Origin of the sequence: Ligilactobacillus pobuzihii E100301 = KCTC 13174 (assembly GCF_000349725.1) — a bacterium.
GTDB classification, from domain to species: Bacteria; Bacillota; Bacilli; order Lactobacillales; family Lactobacillaceae; genus Ligilactobacillus; species Ligilactobacillus pobuzihii.
This window is the reverse complement of the sequence record NZ_KB714697.1, coordinates 149123-170759: the sequence shown is the minus strand read 5'-3', so window position 1 is coordinate 170759 and position 21637 is coordinate 149123. Positions and strand designations below refer to the sequence as shown.

Sequence of the window (21637 nt, the reverse complement as noted above, 5' to 3'; positions counted from 1 at the left end):
CTGACATAACACCTTCAGCAATCACAATCAAGCCATGATCTTTGCCATTTTCACGATTTTTATTCAATTTATCCGCAATGGCTTGAATATCATACTTATGTTCAGGGATCACGATGGCATCTGCCCCCGTAGCAATTCCAGCCCATAAGGCAATATCTCCAGCGCCACGTCCCATAACTTCAACTATGAAAGTTCTTTGATGTGATGTTGCTGTATCATTTAACTTATCAATTGAATCAACTGCAACATTTACTGAAGAATCAAAGCCAACCGTAAAGTCTGTTCCCGGAATATCATTGTCGATCGTTCCTGGGATACCAATTGAATTAAAACCATGTTGAGTTAGGCGTTCTGCACCGTGATAGGAACCGTCACCACCAATGACAACTAAAGCATCGATACCGAATTTCTTTAATTGATCAATTCCCTTTATTTGATATTCTTTCTCAGCAAATTCAGGGAAACGAGCAGAATACAAAATTGTTCCACCACGCTTGATGATTCCATCAAGTCGATCTAGGTCTAAGAGTTCAATATTTCCTTCAACCAAACCTTTATAACCGTAGTTAATGCCGTATGCTTCCAAGCCAGCAGAGTTAGCAGAACGCGCTACCGCACGGATCGCAGCATTCATACCTTGAGCATCTCCACCACTTGTCAAAATGCCAATGCGTTTCATCTTTTCACCTCAAGTAAAATTTCTGTTGTACTACATTCTCCAATGTTCATAGTATCACTTTTCACAGACATTGTCTTGTTTATTTCGAAAAAAATATGAAACTTTTCATGGAATTTACATCTTTTTTCATTATTTTAAAACGACATTACCTTCGCCTAATAGTCCGATAACTGCTTTTTGTGCCTTTTCAGAGCTACTTAGCCATAAACTCCGACGTAATAAGAATTTGCGGTCAGATAAAATATCAAAAATTATCACGGGAGTATTTCCATGAAAAGTTTCGAGCAATCTTTTCAATTCTTGTTTCTGGTACAATGAGATATTAGGTTGTAATCGTAAAAAATAACTTTGGTCACTTACATTATTTGTTAGCTGTAATGAATCAACGATCACCTGTAGTCCTCGTCGTTGTTCAACCTTCCCTTTGACTAATACAACGGCCCCTTCATTTAACACTTCAGCATATTGGCGATATTGTTGTGGAAAAATAGTTAGATCCACTGATCCTGTTTCATCATCTGCAGACACAAAAGCCATCTGTTCCCCTTTTTTAGTTCTAATGATCTTAACTCTTTTTAAATAAAGGATCGTAACAATATTTTGATCAGCTCTTAATGCTGCAACCTTAGTAGTTCCGTATAATTGAACTAAATTGGAAAATTTTTCAACAGGGTGTCCTGACACAAAAGCACCCAAATAATAATTTTCCTTGTTCAGTTGTTCTTCCTGTGATAATTCTGGGACTGTTTCCTGTTCTTTAGGAGCAAGCATGGCAAATAACTCAACGTTAGCACCACTTAACTCAGCATTCTTGAGCATTTTAGGCAACTGGTCAAGTAGCTTTGCACGTGAGAGCTCTAATTCATCGAATGCCCCACTATATATCAAAGCTTCGATGCCTTCTTGTTTTAAATACTCCCCAGGTATTCTTTGTAGAAATTGGTTAAAAGATTTAAAAGGACCACGTTTTTTTCTTTCTTGAATAATAGCTTGAACAAAATTCCTGCGAATTGTTTTAATGCAACCTAAACCGAAATAAATGGCCTTGTTCTTTAAAATATAGTAGGCTTCACTATGATTGATCGATGGAGCCTTAACCTTGATTTGGCGACTCTTAGCTTCCATCAAATAGGTCTTGGTTTTTTTATCCGAACCAATCACTGAATTTAATAAGGAAGCATAAAAAGCAGCAGGATAATGACACTTGATATAAGCTAATTCAAAAGCCATTTTTGAATAGGCGACCGCATGTGAACGATTAAAACCATAATCACCAAAACGGCCAATGTATTCATAAACTTTTTGAGCACTTTGAACATCAAAGCCTTTTTTTTGGGCACCTGCGATAAATCTTCCCCGCATTTCAGCAATCACGTCATGTTTCTTTTTACTCATTGCCCGACGTAAAAGGTCAGCTTGGCCTAAAGAAAAGCCTCCCATGGCTGACGCAACTTGCATAACTTGTTCTTGGTAAACCATAATACCATATGTCGATGCTAAGATATTTTTCAATGAAGGTTCAGGATAAGTTATGCGACTCTTGCCATGTTTACGTGCGATAAACTCATCAATGTTGTGCATTGGTCCTGGCCGATATAAGGCATTAACAGCTGCCACATCCTCAAAAGAAGTTGGCTGTAACTTTCTTAAAACATTTTTGATACCGTCTGATTCAAATTGAAACACACCATTAGTATCAGCAACTTGAAATAACTTCAATGTCTTTTGATCTGAGAGGTCTATTTGATGTACATCTAACTTTTCATGATAACCAAATGAAATAAAGCGCGCCGCATTTTCCAAAATAGTCAGATTACGTAACCCTAGAAAATCCATCTTTAAAAGCCCAACTTCTTCAACTTGATCTTTAGCGAATTGAGTCACTAACATTTCATCAGGTCCTAACTGGACTGGTACCAAATCAGATAATCTTTCCTCACTTAAAATAACTCCGGCGGCATGAAGTGAATAATGACGTGGCAAACCTTCTAAATGTAATGCCGTTTGAAAAATCAGTGAATTTTTCTGGCTATCAGCGACTAAATTTTGTAATAGTTGAGACTGTTGGTAAGCTTCCTGCAAAGTAATGTGCAAAACTGACGGTATCGCCTTACTCCACTGATCCATTTCATAAGTAGTTGCTCCCATCACACGTCCTACATCCCGTAACGCTTGTTTAGCTGCTAATGTACCAAAAGTAATGATCTGTGCCATTTGCTCATGGCCATATTTTTGATGAACATATTTGATCACTTGATCACGTTTTAAATCAGGAATATCTAGGTCAATATCCGGCATTTGTGCACGTTCCTCATTCAAAAAACGTTCAAACAATAGATTATATCGTATGGGATCCACGTCAGTGATCATCAACGTATAGGCAACTAATGAACCTGCAGCAGATCCTCTACCAGGGCCGATCATGATCTGATGTTCATGGGCAAAATGGGTCACATCCCAAACAATCAAAAAATAATCATTGAATCCCATTCTTCCGATAACTTTAAGTTCATGATCTAACCGTGCTTGATATGGCTGTGCATTGCTGATTTGATTCATTTGTAGCCTTTTTTTTAACCCCGTTTCACATAAACTGCGCAGATATTCTTCTGATGAGGTCCCGTCGGGTGCTTTAAACCGTGGCAAACGTGTTGGCGGAAAGCTCAATTCAATTTCGATCTTGTCAATAATTTGAGTTACATTTTGAAAGGCGTCCTCTAAACCAGATCTTCCATATTCTGCAGCAGATTCTGATGGAGAACGCAAAAAATAATGCCCATCTCGTTGTTTTGTCAATTCCTTACTCGTCAACTTATTACCTGATCGAATCGAGTTTAAAACGGTCACCTCAAAATTTTGTTCCGGTGTTAAATATTTAAGTGGCGCAGCTGCAACAATTTTTAAATCTAAAGCAGCCCCAAGTTGACGTAAATCAACTATAGTTTGATCTTGCATATATGGGCTGACTCCCAAAAACAAACTCTGATCATCTATTACATCAACTAATCTTGCCAACTGTTTTTGTGCATCCGCTAGTTTATGAGTAGCCAACGCATCTAATATAAAAGAATTCTGTGTTGGTGTAATAACAAACATTTCATGTAAAAAAGGGGAAACTTCACTCAAAGATAGCCGATCTCCACTAGAATCTTCAGTACTCTTAGTCATTTTTAAACTCGAGATTTTGATTAAATTGTGATACCCGTTATTATTTTTAGCCAATAAAATTAGTTCATTTTTAGCTGTATCTTGATTCGTATCTTGTAACTCAAGTGTTAAACCTAATAACGGCTTGATATGGTACTTTTGACAAGCCTTATAAAAGTCCAAAATACCATACATAACATTAATATCAGTTAAAGCTAACGCCTGATAGCCTAACTCACTCGCTTTTTTAACTAGGTCGTTAATTTTTAATGGACTCTGTAATAAACTGTAACAACTGATAACTTGTAATGGACTGAACATTTACTTCCCCCCTTTTTTGCTAGTCATTTATTTTAATTATACTCAAATTTCAAAATTCCTTCAAAAATAATTCTGTTCTTTTTCTAAATACTGATCACCTTAATAAGGATTTAAAAAATTATGTTTATTTTTTTGTTTTTGTGCTAAACTACTAATTAATAAGAGGTGAATGGAATGCTAAAACAGCTTACTTTGCTTTTTTGGAGTGCAATTTATGGACTCGTATTAGGCTATATCGTTTCCGCTTTAACTGGTGGAGCATTTGATGTCGCTACGAGTGCTGTAGTTGCCATGATCGGTGGCTTTATCGCTATCAATCTAATTGCACCTATGGTAAAAACACCAAAAACCCAGACTAAATAAAAAGCGTTGTTAAACAACGCTTTTTATTATGCACTTTTAGTCAACTTGCTCAGTTTTTTCTTTGGCTGTGAAAATTAAATTATCTTGTTCTCCCAAACGAATTTCAACAACTGATTTAGGCATGATCTTACCCGCAATAATTTGCTTAGCTAAAGGAGTTTCAACTTGATTGGTGATGAACCTTTGCAATGGGCGTGCACCATATGCAGGCTCATAGCCTTTTTGAGCTAGCCATTCTTTAGCCGGATCATCGATCGTTAAAGTGATTTCCTGATCAGACAAACGGTCAGACAATAACCCAATGAATTTATCCACGATTTGCTTAATAGCATTCATCGATAATGGAGTAAACATAATGATATCATCGATCCGGTTTAAGAATTCCGGTTTAAAATGTGACTGAGCTAATTTCATAACTGCTGAGTGTGTCTCATCAGAAATCTTACCATCGTCAGATACCTGATCTAACAAAAGGTCTGATCCAAGGTTAGAAGTCATGATCATGATCGTGTTTTTAAAATCAACGGTCCGACCCTGACTATCAGTTAAACGCCCGTCGTCTAAAACTTGGAGTAAAATGTTAAAGACGTCAGGATGTGCCTTTTCCACCTCATCAAGTAAAATGATCGTGTAAGGGTTACGTCGCACGGCTTCAGTCAATTGACCGCCTTCTTCATAACCAACATAACCAGGAGCAGCCCCGACTAAACGACTAACAGAGATCTTATCCATATATTCACTCATGTCTAAACGCACCATGTGTTTTTCAGAATCAAACAAGTTTTCGGCTAATGCCTTAGCTAACTCTGTTTTCCCCACACCCGTTGGACCTAAAAACATAAACGACCCTAATGGTTTTGATGGATCTTGCAGTCCAGCACGTGAACGTAAAACGGCATCCGAAACAGCATCAACTGCTTCATCTTGTCCAATGACCCTCTGGTGTAAACTGTCAGATAAGTGTAATAATTTTTGCCGTTCACCTTCAACTAATTTAGAAACTGGAACACCAGTTGAACGGCTAACAACTTCCGCTATTTCATTTTCTGTCACTGACTCCTCAACTAACCAGTCATCAGGACGATCACTTTTTTCAAGGTCAGCCAATTCTTTTTCCAATTTCGGGATCGTACCATGTTGTAATTTGGCAGCTTTTTCCAAATTATACTGGCTTTCAGCGTCTTCAAGCTGGTGTTTAGCCTGATCGATCTCTGATTTCTTGTCACTCACACGCTGGATATCTTCTTTTTCACTTTCCCAACGCATTTTTAACTGATTGTTTTTTTCATGTTCATTTGCGAGTTCTTGTTGTACATCTGCTAAACGTTTCTTTGACGCATCATCAGTTTCTTTTTTCAGAGCAGCCTCTTCAATTTCTAAACGCATCACCGAACGGTTAACTTGGTCTAATTCAGTTGGTACAGAATTCATTTCCACCCTGATCTCAGCACAAGCTTCGTCTACTAAATCTATTGCTTTATCTGGTAAGAAACGGTCAGTAATATACCGGTCCGATAGTGTGGCGGCTGCAACTAACGCATTATCATGAATTCTTACACCATGGTGAATTTCATACCTTTCGCGTAGGCCCCGCAAAATGGCGATCGTATCTTCAACAGTAGGTTCTTGAACCAAAACCTTTTGAAAACGTCGCTCTAAAGCTTTATCTTTTTCCAAATTTTCACGATATTCATCTAGAGTAGTGGCACCGATCAAATGCAGCTCGCCACGAGCCAACATTGGTTTTAATAAATTACCAGCATCCATACTACCTTCAGTTTTACCTGCACCGACAATATTATGGATCTCATCGATGAATAAAATGATCTGACCTTCACTTTTCTTAACTTCTTTTAAGACAGACTTTAAGCGTTCTTCAAATTCGCCCCGATACTTAGCGCCTGCGATCAATGAACCCATGTCCAATGAAAAAATAGTTTTATCTTGTAAATTAGCCGGCACATCATTTTTAACGATACGCTGGGCTAATCCTTCGATGATCGCTGTTTTACCAACACCGGGTTCGCCGATCAAGACCGGATTATTCTTAGTTTTACGCGACAAGATCCGAATGACGTCCCTAACTTCTTCGTCTCGTCCAATGATTGGATCTTGTTTGCCAGAACGAGCTTCCTTCACCAGGTCTGTCCCATACTTTTCTAAAGCCTTGTATTGTGCTTCTTGGTCTTTAGATGTCACATGTTCTCCTCCTCTTAAATCTTCTACTACACCCTGTAATTTTTTTTCTGTTATACCATTCTGTTTTAAATATTCAGTTAAAGGATGATATTTTAATTTCATTAAAGCAAGTGTGATCGTATCTAATGCAATATACTCATCACCCATTTTTTGCTTTAATTGATCAGCGTTTTGTAATAACTGGGATAAATTTTGACTGATTGCTTGCCCGTAAGCAACATTTCCGGAAACAACTGAAATTTTGTCTAGCTGTCGGTCGATTTCTTTTTCAAATCCCTTAACATTCACTCCAGCTCGCTGATATAAATCAACTACAAATTCCCCCGGCTGAATCAAAAATTTGAATAAATGCGCAACATCTATTTCTTGGTGTTTACGTGTCATTGCGATTTGTTGTGCTTGGCCAATTGCCTCTTGCACAGCATTTGTTAAACTATCATTATTCATACATGCTCCCCTTTCAGTTGTTCTATGAAAATTTATTTTATTATTTTTGAAATTTGCAATTTAGTTTGCTATTTATATTATACAGGATATATTTCCAGATGCTAACAAAAAGTCTTACCTTCTTTGACCAAACTGTTATATCAAGGCTTAAAGAAAACAATGAACAATAAATCAAAAACTAAAATAATTAATTTATCCATCACAATTTCCCGACCATTGCCTTCAAACGGCTCAACTTCTTAAATATTTATAGCAGTCATAAACATTATTTGAGCTATCTTACTGACTTCCTTACACCAGCTAGCTATCTTTTCAATGTTGATAGAATACACAAAGTTTTGTAGTAACTATCTTTTTATATCGTAGACTATTCATTTTTATATTTCATTTTATTGATCAACTTAGTTACTTTCTTTAATTAGCGCACCAAAAAAGACCTCGATCATTTAGATCGAAGTCCCTTAGAATATACCCCAGTATAAATTTAGAAATTGGTTTTTGTTTTCCATTTCATTTCGAGAACAAATCCCAAAAATATATCTTCCAACTTATTTATCACTAACTAATTTCACGATCTGCAAAATAACATCCGTTGCTTTTTCCATCGTTTGTTCTGACACATATTCAAAACGTGCATGCATATTTTCTGGACCTGCAAACAAGTTCGGTGTGGGTAAACCCATGAATGAAATTTTAGAACCATCAGTACCGCCACGTACAGGTGCGATCAGTGGTTCAATGTTGAGATCTTCCATTGCTTTTTTTGCCAAGTCAACAACCGTCATATCTTTTTCAATGATCTCACGCATATTGTAATACTGATCTTTCATATCCAAAATTACGCGATCTTCATCGAATTGTTCATTCATTTTACCAACGATATTTTTAACTAATTGTTTTCTTTCTTCAAATTTAGCACGGTCGTGATCACGAATAATGTATGTCATCTTTGCTTCATCAACAGTACCATTGATCCCTAACAAATGGAAAAATCCTTGACGGCCTTCAGTCTTTTCTGGAACTTCAGCACTTGGAAGATGATTTTCAAATTCAACTGCTAATTTTAATGCATTGATCATAATGTCCTTGGCTTCTGATGGATGAACATCTTTACCAACGAATTTGATCGTAGCTTGTGCTGCATTAAATGTTTCATATTCCAACTGTCCTAATGGTCCACCGTCAACTGTATAAGCAAGGTCGGCTCCGAATTCATCAACTTCAAAACGATCCGCACCCGTCCCAATCTCTTCGTCGGGACCGAAAGCAACTTCTATTTCACCATGTTTAACTTCTGGATGCTTGCTCAAATATTCCACAGCAGTCATAATTTCAGTCACACCTGCTTTGTCGTCAGCACCTAAAAGTGTCGTTCCGTCGGTTGTGATCAAATTGTCACCACGATAATTTTTTAAATTAGGAAATTCATCTGGTGTCAAGGAATAGCCACTCGTGCCCAGCTTGATCTCAGATTCACCATCATAATTTTCTACTACTTGCGGAGACACGTTTTTAGCATTAAAATCAGCCGTATCAATATGTGAAATAAAGCCAACTTTTTTAGCTGATGTACCTGCGGGTAAATTACTTGGTAATGTTGCAAAAACATAGCTGCTTCCTTGTGCGATACGTACGTTAGATAAACCAATCTCGTTTAATTCCAGTACTAATTCATTGGCGAATTCAACCTGATTTTGCGTTGAAGGAACTGTAGTCGACTCTTCATCAGACCGGGTTTCTTTGCGGACATATTTTAAAAATCGTGGTACTAAATTATCATATTTTGCCATGAAAAACTCTCCTTTTTAATTTAATTCATTGATTTACATAAATAAAAACGGATCTGTATTGATTTTTGTTGTGATCACATCGACCGACCAATTTTCTGTTTGTGCCCACTGGCTAAACAAACGCTTGAGCTCAGGTTGACAGATCCATTCAAAATGATGTCCAGGATCGATCACATTCAAACCACTTGCTAACATATCATGTGCCGTATGGTAGCTAACGTCGCCAGTTACATAAACATCTGCTTTTTTAGCTAAAGCATTCGTATAAAACTGTGACCCACTGCCACCTAACACGGCTACGCGCTTAATTTTTCGTGTAACATCTGGACTGATAAGGCGTAGAGTAGGAATTTGAAAAGCTTCTTTGCATTGTGCAACAAACTCTTCTACAGACATTGTATCTGACAGTTCACCGATCCGTCCCATCCCACATTTTTCACCGACATCCTCAATTTGATAAAGGTCATAAACGACCCTCTCATACGGATGGTTAGCATACATTGCAGATAACACTTGATTTTTATTTTCGGCTGGAAAAGTAACTTCTACTTTTTCTTCTGCCACTGTTTCTTCCTGTCCTAGTGTTCCCAGATATGGTTGCGCGCCTTCTTGTGGGATGAATCGGCCTTGTCCCTGAATCGAAAAGGAACAACCAGAATAATTACCGATATTTCCAGCACCTGCTGTAATTAAGCCTTGTCGTAATTTGTCAGCTGCTTTTACTGGCACAAACACAGCCAATTTATACATTTTTTCTGTCTTTGGTCCCAATAATGGTTCCGTATGTTTTAAGCCCAATTTGTCAGCTAACCAGTCATTCATCCCCCCATTAGCATTATCCAGATTAGTATGTGCAGCATAAACAGAAATATTATGTTTGATCAGTTTTGCGTACATTTGGTTTTGTGGAACACTCAGATCAAAACTATGGATCGGATGAAACATTGCTGGATGATGGGCAAAAATAAAATCGACATTATTTTTGATCGCTTCTTGCACTGTTTCAGGACGAACGTCTAAGGAAACCATCATTTTATGGACTGTTTGGGTTAAATCTCCAAGTTGTAAACCAACCGGGTCACCTTTTTCAGCTAACCACTTAGGGGCAAATTTTTCAAATTTATTGACGATATCATTGACCGTGGTCATTTCATAACACTCCCTTGATTTGTTTGATCTTAGCTTGAACCTCACGATATTTCGGCGTGTTTTCTTTATTGGCAGCTGTGAGTGCATCGTTTATTTTTTCTTCTCGTTTTAATTCCCGTGTCCACTTTTCAATGAACGCTGGGTCTTTTTGCTTTAATAAACACGGACCAAAAAAAATCTCATCAGTTGTCAATTGTTGCTCTTTCGTAACTGGTTTTGCGACCATCATCTCATACACATGACCTAAATCCCGCAAGATATCTTCAGCAACAATTTGGTAGTAATTTTTTGCTAACCAACTCCGAACAAGTTCCATGCCAATATTCGGTTGCAAGATCAGTAAGGGGCGAGTCGCTAGCTTAGCGGGGGATGCATTTAAAATATCAACCATCAAAGCTCCACCCATTCCACAAATGCTGATAGTATCGATTTTATCAGCTTCAGTAAACGCCGCCAAACCGTCTCCTAAACGTGATTGAACGATGTTGCCTACGTTTGCTTGTTGAATGACCCGCGAAGCATTCATATGTGGACCTTGAGCAACTTCACCTGCAACCGCATATGAGATAAGACCTCTTTTTGCCAAATAAACTGGTAAATAAGCATGATCAGAACCAATATCGGCCAAACGTGCTCCTTTTGGAACATGCTGTGCGACATGTAATAGTCGCTGTGACAATCTATTTGAATCCATTTCTTACTCCTTAATCAATTATCTACTCTTAAGTTTATTTTACACCAAATGAAAAGCATTTCTCTTATCTTTACTAAATTTAATATTATGTATAGAAAAAAGGCCGGATTGTATTCGACCTTTCAACTTCTCTTTGTTATTAAAATCATAGAAGATAATTTAGCTTAATCTAAAAAATCTTTCAATTGTTTTGATCTAGAAGGATGACGTAGCTTACGTAACGCCTTTGCTTCGATCTGACGTATCCGTTCACGAGTTACACCGAAAACACGACCAACTTCTTCTAAAGTACGTGTTCGACCATCGTCTAGGCCGAAACGTAAACGTAAAACATTTTCTTCTCTGTCAGTTAAAGTATCAAGTACACTTTCTAATTGTTCCTTTAACAATTCATAAGCAGCATGGTCTGCCGGACTCGTTGCTTCAGCATCTTCAATAAAATCACCTAAATGAGAATCATCTTCTTCACCAATCGGTGTTTCAAGTGAAACTGGTTCCTGCGCAATTTTTAAGATCTCACGTACTTTTTCAGTTGGCATATCCATCTCTGCACCAATTTCTTCAGGGATCGGTTCACGTCCAAGATCTTGTAATAATTGACGCTGGATCCGGATCAACTTGTTGATCGTTTCAACCATATGAACTGGGATACGGATCGTCCGTGCTTGGTCAGCAATAGCACGCGTAATTGCTTGGCGGATCCACCAAGTAGCATACGTTGAAAACTTAAATCCCTTACGGTAATCAAACTTTTCAACAGCCTTCATTAATCCCATGTTACCTTCTTGAATCAAATCAAGAAATGACATGCCTCGCCCTACATACCGTTTAGCAATTGAAACGACTAAGCGTAAGTTAGCTTCGGCTAGACGTTGTTTAGAATATTCGTCACCTTGTTCGATCCGCAGTGCCAAAGCAATTTCTTCATCAGCAGTTAACAAATCGACTCGGCCTATCTCTTTCAAATACATTCTAACCGGATCATTGATCTTAATACCAGATGGTGCTGAAACATCTCTTTTAGCATTTTCGGCCTGTTTGGTTGCCGCATGTAAAGCGTGCTCACTTGGTTCACCTTTTTCATCAACAACAGCGATCCCGGCATCTTCAACAGATTCGATCAATTTATCCATCGCGTCTGCATTCAATTGATATGGTTCTACTAATTTCTTAGATAATACCGAATATTTGATCTGTTTTTTCGGTTTAAATTCATGGATCAAACTCCGTAGTTCTTTTTTATATTGTTTTTCTTCATCATTTATTGCTTTTTTCTCTTTTGCCAAGGCGAGGTCCTCCTTATATTGCTGAAATTTCAGCTTGTTTACGTTGTAATAATTCAATCAATTTGACAGTTAATTCTACTACATTGTCTTGGTCATTCATCCTTTTAGCTCGTGCGAGTTGTTTTTTTAGATCTTCGATCTGCTCTTCTAAGGGGGAAGCTTGCAAGATCAACTTTAAACAATCATTTATTTCCTGTTCACTAGCTTGGCCCACATAGCTGCTCATTTCAAGCGATACAATAGTTTCTTGTAATGAACTTTCCTGGACAAAATCCAAAAAAGCAGCACTATCATAAGCCTGGTGTTCATTGAAAAAGCCTTGCGCTAATAAATATATCGTCTGATAGTTTTCATGTACAAAACTGAATTCAGGTATATTAGCGACCTTCAGCCAAGCACTATGATCATGTAAGATCCGATATAACAAAAGTCTTTCTGCCAACTCGATCCGTGAATAATGCAACGGAGCCTGTGAACTTGGTTTGATCACAGCAGCTTGTTTTGGTTGAACTTTATTTTGTTGTTGAAAATTACTTCGCTTTTGCAATGCTGAACGTAGGTCTGTAAGTTGTGTTTCTAACATCGCTTTATCTAAGTTGAATCTTTGTGCTAATCGATTCAAATACAAGTCTCTTTCAATTGGATCATTACTTTGAGCCAATTTCTTTAACACGTCATCGATATACGCTAATTGGTCATGCTCATTGTCTAAATTACGCCCTTGTTCATAATAACGTAAATAAAAAGCCAACTCACTTTCTAAATTACTATGAACTCGCTCATAAAATTTTTCTTCACCATATTTACCCACATATTCATCTGGATCAAGTTTTTCAGGTAAAGAGATCACACTTAGTTCAAAACGATTTAATGAGCCTAACAATTCTAAAGCCCTTTTAGTTGCATCTTGACCTGGTTGATCACCATCATAGCAAATACTCAACTTCTTGGAAACACGGGCCAAAGAATAAACCTGTTGTTCCGTCAAACTAGTCCCCATAGAAGCAACACCGTTTTTTACACCAGAACGATAAGCCGCCAAAACATCCATAAAACCTTCAAACAAAATAATACTTTTCTCATTACGAACTGCATTTTTTGCTTTATCAAAGTTAAATAAAATATCACGTTTATTAAATAATTCCGTTTCTGGGGAGTTCAGATACTTAGGCTGTGTCTCATTTTTGTGCAATAAACGTCCAGAAAAAGCAATCACTTGACCAGCAGCATTACAAATTGGAAACATGACTCTTTCCCTAAAGCGATCACTTAACTGGCCATCTTTTAATTCAACAAATAAACCAGATTTACGTAACTTCTGATAATCAGGTTGATGTTCATCAAAAAAAGGTAAGAGTAATTTTTTAGCTGGCGCATAACCTAACTGAAATTCTTCAATCAAATCATCGGTTAACCCACGGCCGTGTAAATAATCTAAAGCCTCTTCACCTAGCTGCGTATTGACCAAAATATGATGATATAATTCAGCTGCTTCACGGTGATAATCCTTGTAAATATTCAGATCAGAATTATTATCATTACTATCCTGCCAGTCATCATTCTCGCTGACGCCATCAATATAAGCTTGATCGATAGACACACTGCCTATATCAGCTACACGTATTACTGCTTCGGGAAAACTAAGGTTCTCAACATCCATGATAAACTTAAACACATTCCCACCACGATGGCAAGAAAAACAATTAAAAATTTGTTTTTGTTCATTCACGGAAAACGACGCAGTTTTTTCGGTATGGAACGGACATAGACCAAACCAGTTTTTACCTGAGCGATGCATTTGAACATACTGTTCAACAATATCTAAAATATTGACCTGAGAACGAACATCGTCGATCACCTCTTCAGGGATCCTTCTGCTCACACGACCACCTCAAAATAGCTTTGCCTTCAGCGGTTAAAAGCCGCACAGTCATTGTGCGACTTTTCCACTTATATTTTTACATAATCAATAATAATCATATAATGAAATAATATGTTATGCAAGGATAAAGCTCACTAAATTCAACTATGCTTTGTAAGCTTTTCATAGAAAAACTAAAATAAATCAACATAAATTTGCAAAAAATTTATTCAAATTATGTGACTATAATTCTTAATTAAAAATGTCCAAAGAACACAACCGCTCTCTGGACATTTTTAGTCTTGATGTTTAAGTTCTGTAACCAACAACAGCTTAAAATTATCAGACTAGTTACTTAACATTTAAATTATCTAAAGCACCAAATGAATAAGTCAAACGTGCGATGGCATCTAATTGAGTCAAACGATTGTTCTTGACTGACTCATCATCGACCATGACCATCGTTTCATCAAAGTAATTACTGATTGGTTGACGTAAACTTGTAAGTGCAACATATTTTTCTTCCAGGTCCTTGTCACCATAGCCTTTAGATACAGCAACAACAGCCGTATGCAACGCTTTTTCCGAATTGTTCTCAAATAAATCAACTTTGACTTCGGGTTGAACATCTGCTTGACCCTTACGTGCCAAACGCACTGTTCTTGTTAGAGCCTCAATATTTTGTTTAAATTCCAAATCAGATTGATGCTTGGTCAAAACGTTAGCTGCAGCAAAGATTTGCTGGAAAGTATTGTCCTTAGTTGCTACCACTGTGTTTACGATATCATAAGCATAGCCTTGATCAACGAGTAACTGATGCACCCTGCCCATGATAAATTCTTGCCATTCAACCTGATTTTGGTCAGGCTGCGTATTTTCATATAAGTTTTGCTCAGTCTGATATGCACTGTCGATCGCATTTGCAAGATCGATCACTGATAATTTCCATTTTTTAGCTAGAGCGATCCGAACAATACCCAAAGCTTGTCTTCTTAATGCATAGGGATCATTTGAACCACTTGGTAACATACTTGCCGCAAAAAATGATTGAATACTATCAATTTTGTCTGCGATCGAAAGAACAGCACCTACATTAGTTTGTGGTAATTCACTTTCAGATCCTAACGGCATATAAGATTCTTTGATCGCAGCCGCAGTGTTTTCATTTTCGCCAAACAAGCGTGCATAAATTTCACCCATGACACCCTGTAATTCGGCAAATTCACCAACCATTTCAGTCACAATATCAAATTTATAAATTTGTGCTGCTCGTTTTAGATCTTGCAATTCGTCAGCAGATAGACCAACTTTCTTACCTAAGAAAGTTGAGATCTCAGTAACTCGTTGCATCTTAGCATAAATTGTTCCGATCTTATCATGGAACATTACGTTCTTTAAGCGTTCAACACTAGCTGAAATTGGTGTTTTTTGATCCTCTTCATAAAAGAAGCGTGCATCTTCTAACCGAGCAGTTAAAACTTTCTCATTTCCTACAACGACATTTTTCAAATATTGGTCATTACCGTTTCTCACAGAGACAAAATATGGTAACATTTTTCCGTTTGAATCAAGCACATAAAAGAAACGTTGATGATCCTTCATTGAAGTGATCAAGACTTCATCTGGCAAAGACAGATACTGTTCATCAAATGATCCAGCAAAAACAGTTGGATATTCAACTAAGTTATTAACTTCTTCTAGCAGATCTTCGTCGATCACGATCTGCCACTCATTTTTGTGTGCGATCTCGTGGATCTGAGAACGAATCATTTTCTTACGCTTACAAGCATCTGCGACCACCATCTGGTCAAGCAAGCTAGCAGGATAACCATTTGCATTAGCTAGTGATACATCTTGTCCTAAGAAACGATGTCCGGCAGAAATACGGTCAGCTTTGATTTTTAAAATCTGTACAGGTATCACTTCATCATCTAATAAGCAAGCTATCCAACGAATTGGGCGAACGAATTCAAATTCATTGGTACTCCAACGCATCATAGTAGGAAAACGCATCGCAATAATAACCTGATCAACATCTTTAAGTACTTCCGTCGCTGATTTCCCTAAAATCGATTTTTCAACATAAGCATATTCCGTCCCCTTAAATTCTTTGAAATAAATTTGGTCTGGATCAACACCCTGTCCACGACTAAAACCTTGTGCTGCTTTGGACCAGTTACCTTGATCATCGACCGCAATTTTTTTCGCCGGGCCCTTCGCTTCTTCTTTAATATCCGGCTGTTTATCGGCTAACCCTAAAACTTTAACCGCCAATCGGCGTGGTGTTGAAAATGTTTGTATTTCGTCAAAGGAGAGCCTCGACTCGTTCAAAAAATCTTCCATCCGTGAAGCTAGTTGTTTAACACTTGGAGTAACAACGTGTGCAGGTATCTCTTCTAAACCAATTTCTAGTAAGAAAGTATGTTTCATCTTAATTGTCCTCCTCTAATAATTTTGCACGTAATTTTTCATCTTTGATCAAAGGATAACCAAGTTTCTTACGTTCAGCCACGAACACCTTAGCAACTGACTTAGCCATATTACGGATCCGTGCTAAATAACCGGCCCTTTCAGTCACTGAAACTGCTCCTCTGGCGTCTAGCAAGTTAAACGTGTGACTACATTTTAAAATGTAATCATACGCTGGATGAACTAAGCCATTTGCGATTTGTTTTTTAGCTTCAGCTTCATATTCGTCAAATGCCTTTAATAACATATCTTGGTTACTCTCTTCAAAAGAATATTTTGATTGTTCATATTCGGGTTGCAAGAAAATATCACCATATTTAACTCCATCAGCCCATTCCAGGTCAAAAACTGATTGAACATCTTGGATATACGAGGACAGACGCTCGAGCCCATATGTGACTTCAGCTGCAACTGGCCAAACTTCTAAACCACCAACTTGTTGGAAATACGTAAATTGGGTAATTTCCATACCATCAAGCCAAACTTCCCAACCAACACCGGCACAACCCATTGATGGATTTTCCCAATTATCTTCAACAAAACGGATATCATGTTCTTTAGAATCGATCCCCAATGCAGCTAAACTATCTAAATACAGGTCTTGAATGTTTGCTGGAGAAGGCTTCATAATCACTTGAAATTGATGGTGTTGGTATAAACGATTTGGATTTTTCCCATAACGACCATCAGCAGGACGACGTGATGGTTCAACGTATGCAACATTCCACGGCTCGGGTCCAATAGCACGCAAAAATGTATATGGACTCATTGTTCCCGCTCCTTTTTCGGTATCATAGGATTGCATTAACATACATCCTTGTTTTGACCAAAATTGCTGTAACGTTAAGATTATTTCTTGAATACTTAACTTTTTAGACATGATGTCTTCCTCCTTGAAAATATCCAGAGCGATCAGAGACTGCATTACTGCAGTTTTATAAGAGCTCTGCTTAACTGGCGTTGTGTGAATGTCGATAGCTGCTAAAAAGATGGAGTTTTCCAATCATCGATTGCCTTAGGAAATAAAAAAAGTCCCTATGTAACATCTCGATGTTACATAGGGACGATCAAGTAATCGCGGTTCCACCCTACTTCCGGTTTATTCAACCGACTTCTTTTAAATCAGACTAAAGATTGCCACTCGATCAGTTGATGACCTGCTTTCACTCTCCAGACTCGCTAAAATCAACTTGGACCGATCAAATCTTATTCTCGCCAACGCTATTTGAATAGTTTAACAATAAGTCACAAACTTCGCTTTGTCAATATAAAGTGATCTTTGAGTGAAAATTTATTAACATAACTATATCAGCGATCACCGTCTTTTTTTAAGAGTTGGTCCCAACTACCCATTTGATCGATGAATTTCTTTGCTTTGATATAAACACCAACTTCATCACTATATAAAGTATCGATCGTGTGGCGTAAATGTTGTTTAGTTTCTGGCTTAACTTTGATCGAATGTAATTGTTTCAAGTCTACTACCGAAAATAATCTTAAATAATAAATTGTTCGTTGATCTAAATGCATCCGATGAATATCTAAATACCAATGCTGCTGACATAAAATTCCACCATAGCTTTCAGAAAAATCAAATGGTCCCTGGGTACTACCACAGATCACACAACTTTCTAGAAAAGGTTTAACCCCGAAACGCTCTAGTAATTGTATTTCAATAATGTTTGTAATAATTGCAGGATCCAGTTCTTCATTGATCAGACCGATCGCGGTGGCAAATTTGTCAAACCAAACTTTTGGCAGAGGTTCATCGTTACCAAAAGCAGCGCCTGCTAGTCCTAGAATATATGAAGCATAGGAATTTAATTTAATATCTGCATATATTTGTTGATACTGTTCTAATTCTCGCGTGCCATTAATAAAAGAAAGCCCCTGATCGTTAATATTACCAAAATACACACCATGTGAAAATGGCAAGATAGCCGAGGCCAATTTAAAACCTCTTTTGCGTGCACCTCTAACAAAGAAAGTTTTGATGCCAAATTTATCTGTTAAAATTTTGACTAACATATCGCGTTCTTTATAGTCATTACGCGAAATCACGATACCTTGAAAATCCACTCCCTGATGTGTAGCCACCTTATCACTTCTTTCACTTTTCGATTGAGAATCAAGATATTAAACTATGAGATTTAACACCCTTAGATAGAAAGGGACAGGGACTAAACTAGTTGTCCAATCCTAAAAGGGCTGTCGATTTGACCCATTTAATGGGATAAATCGACGGCCCTTAAATGTGCTTCAAAAGATTGAAGCCTTACTGCAACAACGATTGCGTTACAAACCGACTTCAAAGCATCTTTTGTCTCACTCTCCAGAATTTAATAATCGTCTTGTTTATACCCCAAAGATTGCAGGTCAGTTTTGCGATCCTTCCAATTTTCTTGAACTTTGACCCACAATTCCAAATAAACTTTGTCACCTAGCAACGTTTCAATATCTTTACGAGCTAAAGTGCCGATCCGCTTCAACATTTTGCCGCCTTTGCCAATAATAATTCCTTTTTGGCTATTGCGTTCAACAATAATAGATGCAGAAACCCGAATTTTTTCTTCATCTTGTCGTTTGACACGTTCGGTCACGACAGCCACAGAATGTGGAACTTCTTCACGCGTCAGCTGATTAACTTTTTCACGAACCAATTCTGAAATAATAAAACGCTCTGGATGGTCAGTTATTTCATCTTCAGGATAAAATTGTGGGCCTTCAGGAAGATCAGTTACCAAATTATTGACTAATTCGGACACATTGTTCCCCTTTAGTGCAGAAATTGGATAAACTTCTTGAAATTCTAGCGTCTGACGGTAATCATCCACGATCGGTAACAGGTCATCTGGATGAACCTGATCGATTTTATTGATGACCAAATAAATTGGCTTTTTAACATTTTGGAGACGTTTAATAATAAAGTCATCTCCTTTACCGCGTTTTTGAGTAGCATTGACCATAAACAACACTGCATCCACTTCATTAAGAGTAGAAAGTGCCGAATCAACCATGAAATCTCCTAATTTACTTTGTGGTTTATGAATCCCTGGTGTATCAATAAAAATGATTTGCGACTCATCTGTTGTATAGATCCCCTGGATTTTGTTCCTAGTTGTCTGTGGTTTGTCACTCATGATAGCGATTTTTTGACCGATCACATGATTAATAAATGTTGATTTCCCGACGTTTGGGCGACCGATAATTGCCACAAATCCGGAATGAAAAGCATTTGTCATTGTAAATTCCTTTCTTTAACTCAATAAATAAAAGCTCTAGTTAATTAAAAAATATGTGCCAAATTTTAGGCAATAGGATCATAGCAGCTGTAAATACAGCATAAAGAGAAGACAGCAAAACTGCTCCCGCTGCAATATCTTTAGCTTTCTTAGCAGGTACTTGGTGTTTGGTCCCACAAACTAAATCAACTATGTTTTCAATAACTGTATTCCAAGCCTCGCTTGCTAAAACTAAAAAGACCGCTAATAATAAACTTCGCCATTCGTTATTACTTACATTTAATATAAAACCAGAAAGTACCACTAATAAGCCTGCCCAACAATCAAAACGAAAATTCCGCTCATCATGATAAACAGTGCGTAAACCCTCATTGGCATGTTTAAATGCTTGTAAAAAGCTACGATTTTTCCATTTGGTACTATATTTTTTTTTATCTTTTAAGACCATAAGCATCCAAAATCTTTCTTTGTAAGTCAAACATCTCTTTTTCATCTTCGGCTTTCATATGATCATAACTGTTCAAATGTAAAAAACCATGAACGACTAAAAAACCCAATTCTCTTTCTTCAGAATGTCCTAAATATTCAGCTTGTTCCTTGACTTTTTCTAAAGAAACAAAAATATCACCAATATTTTTAGGGATATCGATATCAAGATCATCACTAAAAATAATTGGTTCTTCTTCACCATCATCTTCTTCAATTGCAAAACTGATTACATCAGTTGCCTTATCGACTCCGCGGTATTCTTTATTGATCGCATGTATCCTGTCATTATTAACAAGCGTCACAGACATTTCAGTATTATCAGGTAAATCAATATAATCGCCGGCATGGTTTAACAATTGCGTGATCATGTTCAACCATTCTTTTGAAGCCTTTTTTGTTTCATCGAAAATTTCTAGATCCATCAGTTTAATAGTCCTCTTTTTCTGTTAAATATAAATAGTTACTGGTTATCAACCTTATCATAGGCTGCAATTATTTCTGAAACCACTGGGTGACGCACTACTTCAGTTCCAGAAAATTGAATAAACTTAATGTGTGGCAAACCTTGTAAAATTTTACGTGCATCGATCAGACCACTTTGTTGGTGTCCTTTAGGCAAATCAATTTGACTTATATCACCGTTCACGATCATTTTCGAACCAAATCCTAAACGCGTCAAGAACATCTTCATCTGTGCACGAGTTGAGTTTTGCGCTTCGTCTAAGATCACAAAAGCATTATCTAATGTCCTTCCTCGCATATAGGCTAAGGGCGCAATTTCGATCACACCACGCTCGATCAATCTTTCAGTATGTTCTGAACCTAAGATCGCGTACAAAGCATCATAAATCGGCCGTAAATAAGGATCGACCTTTTCCTTCAGATCGCCTGGTAAGAAACCTAAAGATTCCCCAGCCTCGACTGCTGGCCTGGTCAAGATCAGCCTTTCGACCTCTTTTTTCTTCAATGCCGCTACCGCCATAACAACAGCCAAGAAGGTTTTACCAGTCCCAGCAGGCCCGATCCCAAAAACCAGGTCATTATTCTTTATCGCCTGTACATAATTACGTTGTCCAAAATTTTTGACCCGTACGGGACGTCCATTATTGTCTTTGATCAAGGTTTCCTTATACAGATCCTGAAAGTAAGTTAGTGTCCCATTTTGGGCCATTTTGAGTGCCGAAAGAACATCACTTTCAGAAATACCAACCCCTTGTTCAACTAAGGTGGTCAATTTTTTGATGACCTCAGTTGCCTTTGAAGCTGCATCCTGATCACCTTCGATCTTGATCACATCTCCAAAAGGCCGAATAGTAACATTCAGTCCTTCTTCGATCAATTTCAAATAATTATCATTTACACCAAATAAAACAGCTTGCACTTCGGGTTTAGCAACGTGCAGCTCTTTTTCAATTACTTGTTTTTCTGACAATTGAACGTCTCCTTTAAAATCGTAACTTAAGATACTTTAAATATAGCTTATCCCTTATTTTTTTACAAG

At 37.5% G+C, this 21637-nt stretch carries 16 protein-coding genes; 1 reads left to right on the top strand and 15 read right to left on the bottom strand.

Annotated features, from left to right (window positions below; genetic code table 11):
* Together LACPOB_RS13085 and dnaE are read right to left on the bottom strand one after the other, a co-directional pair.
* Window positions 1-679, bottom strand: a 679-nt coding sequence (locus tag LACPOB_RS13085; RefSeq protein ID WP_017868130.1) for an ATP-dependent 6-phosphofructokinase, incomplete at its 3' end; no start/stop codon positions are given.
* Between the two features lie 129 nt (window positions 680-808).
* Entirely contained in the window at window positions 809-4147 is a 3339-nt protein-coding gene (dnaE, locus tag LACPOB_RS0107055; protein WP_017868129.1) for a DNA polymerase III subunit alpha, read from the bottom strand.
* Window positions 4148-4321: 174 nt separating this feature from the next.
* Between dnaE and LACPOB_RS0107050 the strand changes: the two genes are divergently transcribed.
* Window positions 4322-4510, top strand: coding sequence for a YjzD family protein (locus tag LACPOB_RS0107050; RefSeq protein WP_017868128.1), 189 nt, complete (start codon window positions 4322-4324; stop codon window positions 4508-4510).
* A 36-nt stretch (window positions 4511-4546) separates the two neighbouring features.
* Here the strand turns inward: LACPOB_RS0107050 and clpB are convergent, their stop codons facing one another.
* The 13 genes from clpB to LACPOB_RS0106985 all read right to left on the bottom strand — a co-directional run bounded on the left by clpB (window position 4547) and on the right by LACPOB_RS0106985 (window position 21568).
* Entirely contained in the window at window positions 4547-7156 is a 2610-nt protein-coding gene (gene clpB / locus LACPOB_RS0107045; RefSeq protein WP_017868127.1) for an ATP-dependent chaperone ClpB, read from the bottom strand.
* Window positions 7157-7704: 548 nt separating this feature from the next.
* The gene (pepT, locus tag LACPOB_RS0107040) at window positions 7705-8946 is read right to left on the bottom strand and encodes a peptidase T (RefSeq protein ID WP_017868126.1); all 1242 of its coding nucleotides are present in this window, start codon (window positions 8944-8946) and stop codon (window positions 7705-7707) included.
* Between the two features lie 33 nt (window positions 8947-8979).
* The gene (locus LACPOB_RS0107035) at window positions 8980-10095 is read right to left on the bottom strand and encodes a Nif3-like dinuclear metal center hexameric protein (protein WP_017868125.1); all 1116 of its coding nucleotides are present in this window, start codon (window positions 10093-10095) and stop codon (window positions 8980-8982) included.
* Window position 10096: 1 nt separating this feature from the next.
* Window positions 10097-10789, bottom strand: coding sequence for a tRNA (adenine(22)-N(1))-methyltransferase (locus tag LACPOB_RS0107030; RefSeq protein ID WP_017868124.1), 693 nt, complete (start codon window positions 10787-10789; stop codon window positions 10097-10099).
* A 164-nt stretch (window positions 10790-10953) separates the two neighbouring features.
* Window positions 10954-12054 carry an RNA polymerase sigma factor RpoD gene (gene rpoD, locus LACPOB_RS0107025; protein ID WP_146983651.1) on the bottom strand — a complete coding sequence of 367 codons (1101 nt, stop codon included), beginning with the start codon at window positions 12052-12054 and terminating at the stop codon, window positions 10954-10956.
* A gap of 34 nt (window positions 12055-12088) precedes the next feature.
* Complete coding sequence (gene dnaG, locus LACPOB_RS0107020) at window positions 12089-13957, bottom strand: DNA primase (protein WP_017868122.1); 1869 nt, start codon at window positions 13955-13957, stop codon at window positions 12089-12091.
* 330 nt (window positions 13958-14287) lie between these two features.
* Entirely contained in the window at window positions 14288-16366 is a 2079-nt protein-coding gene (glyS, locus tag LACPOB_RS0107015) for a glycine--tRNA ligase subunit beta (RefSeq protein WP_017868121.1), read from the bottom strand.
* Window position 16367: 1 nt separating this feature from the next.
* Window positions 16368-17285, bottom strand: coding sequence for a glycine--tRNA ligase subunit alpha (glyQ, locus tag LACPOB_RS0107010; protein WP_017868120.1), 918 nt, complete (start codon window positions 17283-17285; stop codon window positions 16368-16370).
* 428 nt (window positions 17286-17713) lie between these two features.
* Window positions 17714-18502, bottom strand: coding sequence for a DNA repair protein RecO (recO, locus tag LACPOB_RS0107005; RefSeq protein WP_017868119.1), 789 nt, complete (start codon window positions 18500-18502; stop codon window positions 17714-17716).
* A gap of 242 nt (window positions 18503-18744) precedes the next feature.
* Window positions 18745-19647, bottom strand: a complete 903-nt coding sequence (gene era, locus LACPOB_RS0107000; protein WP_017868118.1) for a GTPase Era — start codon at window positions 19645-19647, stop codon at window positions 18745-18747.
* A 40-nt stretch (window positions 19648-19687) separates the two neighbouring features.
* Window positions 19688-20125 carry a diacylglycerol kinase family protein gene (locus LACPOB_RS0106995; protein WP_307724312.1) on the bottom strand — a complete coding sequence of 146 codons (438 nt, stop codon included), beginning with the start codon at window positions 20123-20125 and terminating at the stop codon, window positions 19688-19690.
* Window positions 20079-20558: an rRNA maturation RNase YbeY gene (gene ybeY, locus LACPOB_RS0106990; protein ID WP_017868116.1), complete on the bottom strand. Its 480-nt coding sequence runs from the start codon at window positions 20556-20558 to the stop codon at window positions 20079-20081. The genes LACPOB_RS0106995 and ybeY overlap by 47 nt, the downstream gene beginning before the upstream one ends.
* Before the next feature lie 38 nt (window positions 20559-20596).
* Window positions 20597-21568: a PhoH family protein gene (locus LACPOB_RS0106985; protein WP_017868115.1), complete on the bottom strand. Its 972-nt coding sequence runs from the start codon at window positions 21566-21568 to the stop codon at window positions 20597-20599.
* Window positions 21569-21637: the final 69 nt, after the last annotated feature.

Excerpts from the sequence above, each read along its gene's own strand:
- LACPOB_RS0107050 (WP_017868128.1), top strand. The coding sequence starts at position 4,322 with ATGCTAAAACAGCTTACTTTGCTTTTTTGGAGTGCAATTTATGGACTC.
- clpB (WP_017868127.1), bottom strand. The coding sequence starts at position 7,156 with ATGAATAATGATAGTTTAACAAATGCTGTGCAAGAGGCAATTGGCCAA.
- pepT (WP_017868126.1), bottom strand. The coding sequence starts at position 8,946 with ATGGCAAAATATGATAATTTAGTACCACGATTTTTAAAATATGTCCGC.
- glyQ (WP_017868120.1), bottom strand. The coding sequence starts at position 17,285 with ATGTCTAAAAAGTTAAGTATTCAAGAAATAATCTTAACGTTACAGCAA.
- LACPOB_RS0107030 (WP_017868124.1), bottom strand. The coding sequence starts at position 10,789 with ATGGATTCAAATAGATTGTCACAGCGACTATTACATGTCGCACAGCAT.
- dnaE (WP_017868129.1), bottom strand. The coding sequence starts at position 4,147 with ATGTTCAGTCCATTACAAGTTATCAGTTGTTACAGTTTATTACAGAGT.
- LACPOB_RS0107035 (WP_017868125.1), bottom strand. The coding sequence starts at position 10,095 with ATGACCACGGTCAATGATATCGTCAATAAATTTGAAAAATTTGCCCCT.
- era (WP_017868118.1), bottom strand. The coding sequence starts at position 19,647 with ATGACAAATGCTTTTCATTCCGGATTTGTGGCAATTATCGGTCGCCCA.
- glyS (WP_017868121.1), bottom strand. The coding sequence starts at position 16,366 with ATGAAACATACTTTCTTACTAGAAATTGGTTTAGAAGAGATACCTGCA.
- ybeY (WP_017868116.1), bottom strand. The coding sequence starts at position 20,558 with ATGGATCTAGAAATTTTCGATGAAACAAAAAAGGCTTCAAAAGAATGG.